This is a genomic window from Rhizobacter sp. P3_B12 (assembly GCF_056402895.1).
The window spans coordinates 1-4,046 of the sequence record NZ_JBFUGN010000561.1 but is presented as its reverse complement, the minus strand read 5'-3'; the positions used below and the strand labels follow the sequence as shown (position 1 = coordinate 4,046).

General features: G+C 69.4%; 4 protein-coding genes. All 4 read right to left on the bottom strand.

Going from position 1 to position 4,046, the window contains the following annotated elements:
- Positions 1-1,482 (bottom strand): alpha-amylase family glycosyl hydrolase (locus AC1D01_RS23635; RefSeq protein ID WP_477870665.1); only part of this gene is annotated, 1,482 nt, incomplete at its 3' end.
- An 8-nt stretch (positions 1,483-1,490) separates the two neighbouring features.
- Entirely contained in the window at positions 1,491-2,327 is an 837-nt protein-coding gene (locus tag AC1D01_RS23630; RefSeq protein ID WP_477870660.1) for a carbohydrate ABC transporter permease, read from the bottom strand.
- Positions 2,327-3,247, bottom strand: a complete 921-nt coding sequence (locus AC1D01_RS23625; RefSeq protein WP_477870658.1) for a carbohydrate ABC transporter permease — start codon at positions 3,245-3,247, stop codon at positions 2,327-2,329. The genes AC1D01_RS23630 and AC1D01_RS23625 overlap by 1 nt, the downstream gene beginning before the upstream one ends.
- Positions 3,238-4,046, bottom strand: an 809-nt coding sequence (locus AC1D01_RS23620) for an extracellular solute-binding protein (protein ID WP_477870656.1), incomplete at its 5' end; no start/stop codon positions are given. The genes AC1D01_RS23625 and AC1D01_RS23620, both read right to left, overlap by 10 nt.

Genomic DNA, 4,046 nt, shown 5'->3' with positions numbered 1-4,046 from the left:
GATCAGCGACTCCCCGCCGGCCACGCGCTCGAAGGCCAGCACCTGGTCGGTCGGCGCCAGCAGCTGCAGCGTGCCATCGCGCAGCAGGCGTTCGCGGCGGTGCCAGCCCAGCCAGTCCACGTAGAACGCATGCAGCGAGCCCGCATCGCCCACCTGCTCGCGCACCGCCAGCGGCAGGTGCTCGTCGGCGATCGGCAGCCACGGCGTGCCGGTCGTGAAGCCGGCACCCGGTGCGCGCGTCCACGGCATCGGCGTGCGGCAGCCGTCGCGGCCCATCTTCTGCGGCCACATCGTGATGCCGAACGGGTCGCGCAGCTGCTCGAACGGCACGTCGACCTCGGTCAGCCCGAGTTCCTCGCCCTGGTAGATGCACTTGCCGCCGGGCAGCGACAGCAGCAGCGCTGCGGCCAGCTCGGCACGCTGCCGCGCCGTCGCACCCCACGCCGACCAGCGCGACGCGACGCGCTCCACGTCGTGGTTGCCGACCGACCAGCACACCCGCGAGCGGCTCGCGTCGCGCAGGTACTCCTCGAGCACGCCGGCCAGGTGGCGCGCCGAGCAGTCGCGCTCCAGCAGCCGGAACACGTAGGCCATCTGCAGGCGCTTGTCGCCCTCGGTGTACTCGGCCAGCGTCCTGTACTGCTGGTCGTYGCCGATCTCGCCGAGCAGCACCGAACCGGGGAAGCCGTCGCACAGCGCGCGCAGGCGCTCGATGAAGACGAGGTTCTCCGGCTGCGTCTTGTCGTACAGGTGGCGCTGCCACGCATACGGGTTGCTGCGGTGTGCCGCGCCGGCGAACTGCCCGGCAGGCTGCGGCGGGTTGCTGCGCAGCTGGCGGTCGTGCGTGTAGAAGTTGACGGTGTCGAGCCGGAAGCCGTCGACACCGCGCACCAGCCAGAAGCGCGCCACCTCGAGCAGCGCGTCCTGCACGGCCGGCGTGTGGAAGTTCAGGTCCGGCTGGCTGGCCAGGAAATTGTGCAGGTAGTACTGCTCGCGCCGCGTGTCCCACTGCCAGGCCGAGCCGCCGAAGATGCTCAGCCAGTTGTTCGGCGGCGTGCCGTCGGGCTGCGCGTCGGCCCACACGTACCAGTCGGCCTGCAGGTTGCTGCGGTCGGCACGGCTCGCGGCAAACCACGGGTGCTGGTCGGAGCTGTGGCTGAGCACCAGGTCGATCATCACGCGCAGCCCCAGCGAATGCGCGCATTCCACCAGCGTCTCGAACGAGCGCATCGTGCCGAACATCGGATCGACATCGAGGTAGTCCGACACGTCGTAGCCGAAGTCGCGCATCGGGCTGCGGAAGAACGGCGCGATCCACACCGCGTCGACGCCCAGCCCCTTCAGGTAGGGCAGCCGCGCGGTGATGCCGTCGAGGTCGCCGATGCCGTCGCCATTGCTGTCCTGGAAGCTGCGCGGGTAGACCTCGTAGATGACGGCATGGCGCCACCAGTCGTTGTCTTGCTTCAGCGTGATCTGGTTCATGGTGTTGTTCATCCCTTGACGGCGCCGGCGATGAGGCCGGACACGATGTAGCGCTGGAACGCCAGCACCAGTGCGATCAGCGGCAGCGTGACGATGACCGACGCCGCCATCAGGTTGCCCCAGGGCAGCTCGTAGCTGCTGGCGCCCGAGATCAGCGCGATCGCCACCGGCACCGTGCGCTCGGTCGACGACAGCGTGAAGCTCAGCGCGAACAGGAACTCGTTCCACGCGCCGATGAAGGCCAGCAGCCCGGTCGCCACCAGCGCCGGCCACAGCATCGGCAGGAAGACGCGGAAGATCATCGTGAACACGCCGGCACCGTCCATCAGCGCGGCCTCTTCCACTTCCTTCGGCAGGTCGCGCATGAAGGTGGTCAGCACCCACACGGTGAAGGGCAGCGTGAACAGCAGGTCCGACAGCATCAGCGCCGCCAGGCTGTCGTACAGGCCCAGCGCGCTGACCAGCTCGAACAGCCCCGCCAGCACCGCGACGTGCGGGAACATCGAGACGCCGAGGATGGTCAGCATCAGCGCCTGCCGCCCCCGAAAGCGCACCCGCCCGAGCGCCCAGGCCGACAGCAGCGCGAGCCCCAGCGACAGCGCGACGACGACGCCGGCCACCAGCGTCGAGTTCAGCAGGTTGGTGCCGAACGGCTGGTCGCGGAACAGCGCCACGTAGTTGCCGATCACGGCGCGGCTCGGCCAGAACTGCGCGCCGAACAGGTCGCTGCCCTGCTTGAACGAGGTGGCGATCGCATAGGCGAGCGGGAACAGCGAGACGAAGATCACCCCCAGCGAGGCGCCGCGGCGCAGCGCGGTGGCGAGGGGCGGTTGCCGCGAGCGCATCAGCCCAGCTCCCGCATCCGCGAGCGCGTCGCCAGCAGCCACGCGATCGTGACGACCGCGATGGTCACGAACAGCAGCGTCGCTGCGGCCGAGCCCGGGCCGATCTTCTGGAAATCGATCAACTGCTCGCGCACGTAGACCGACATGCTGCGTGTCGCGCGGCTGTTGGAGGTCATCACGTAGATCACGTCGAACACGCGCAGCGCGTCGAGCCCGCGGAACACCATCGCCACCAGCATCGCCGGCAGGATCAGCGGCAGCGTGATGTGCGAGAAGATCGTCCACGGCGACGCACCGTCGATCTGCGCCGCCTCGTGGCAGTCGCGCGGCACCATCTGCAGCGCGGCCAGCGTCAGCAGCGCCATGAAGGGCGTGGTCTTCCAGACGTCGACCATCACGATCGTGATGAACGAGAGCGACGGGTCGGCCGTCCAGGCGAGCGGCTCGTCGATGAGGCCGGCGGCCACCAGCGCGGTGTTGATGACGCCGAACTGGTCGTGCAGCATCCAGGTCCACATCTTCGCGGACACCACGGTCGGGATCGCCCACGGCACCAGCATCGCGGCGCGCAGCAGCGTGCGCAGCCGCGACGGGTGGTTCAGCAGCAGCGCGGTGCCCAGGCCCAGCAACGTCTCGAGCAGCACCGAGCTCACGGTGAACCGCAGCGTGTTGCCGACCGAGGCCCACCATTCGGGATCGAACAGCACGCCGCCGTCGCCGAAGCGCTGGCCGAGGTAGTTGTCGAGCCCGACGAAGCGCTGCGTGCCGAGCGCCGACAGCTTGGCGTCCGTCAGGCTGAAGAACAGCGTGCGCGCGAGCGGCCAGCCCGCCACCGCCGCCAGCACCGCGAGCGTCGGCAGCACCAGCCACCAGGCCTGCACGCGCCGCGCGCGCTGCAGGCCGGTGCCGCTCAGTTCCATTTGTCGGCGGGGGCGAGCTTGTTGAGTTGCCTGTCGAGGTCGGCCACCGCCTGCGGCGCCTTGGTCTTGCCGGAGAGCACGTCGTGCGCCGCGTTCCAGAACAGGTTGCTGACCTGGTTGTACTGCGCGGCCGTCACCGTCGACGGGCGGCTCACCGCGGCGGCGAAGGTGCTGCCGAGTTCGGCCATGAAGGGGTTGGCCTTCATCACCTCGGCGTCCTTGTAGAGGGCCGGCAGCGTCGGGTTGTACGAGGCCTTGATCGCGCGGTCCTTCTGCACCGCGGCGCTGACGAGGTAGTTCACGAGGTCGGCGGCCACGGCGGCATTCTTCGAGTACTTCGACACCGAGAGCTGCCAGCCGCCGAGCGTCGCGGCGCTGCGACMACCGGCTCCGCCGGCGGGCAACGGCATCACGCCGACCTTGCCGGCGATCTGGCTGTCGGGCTTGTGCGCGAGCGCCCAGACGTAGGGCCAGTTGCGCAGGAACACCGCATTGCCCGACTGGAACACGCCGCGGCTATCTTCCTCGGCGTAGTTCAGCACCGCCTTCGGCGTGATGGTGCCGACCCAGCTGGCGGCGGTCTGCAGCGCCTTGATCGCGTTGGCGTTGTTGACCGAGACCTTGCCGTTCGGCTCGACGATGGCGCCGCCGCCGAAGCTCGCGAGCCATTCGGTGGCGTTGCAGCTCAGGCCTTCGTAGGCGCGGCCTTGCCAGACGAAGCCCCACATCTTCGGGTTGCCGGCGGCGCGTTCGCCGTCCTGGATCTTCTTCGCGGCGGCGGCGAGTGCGTCCCAGGTGG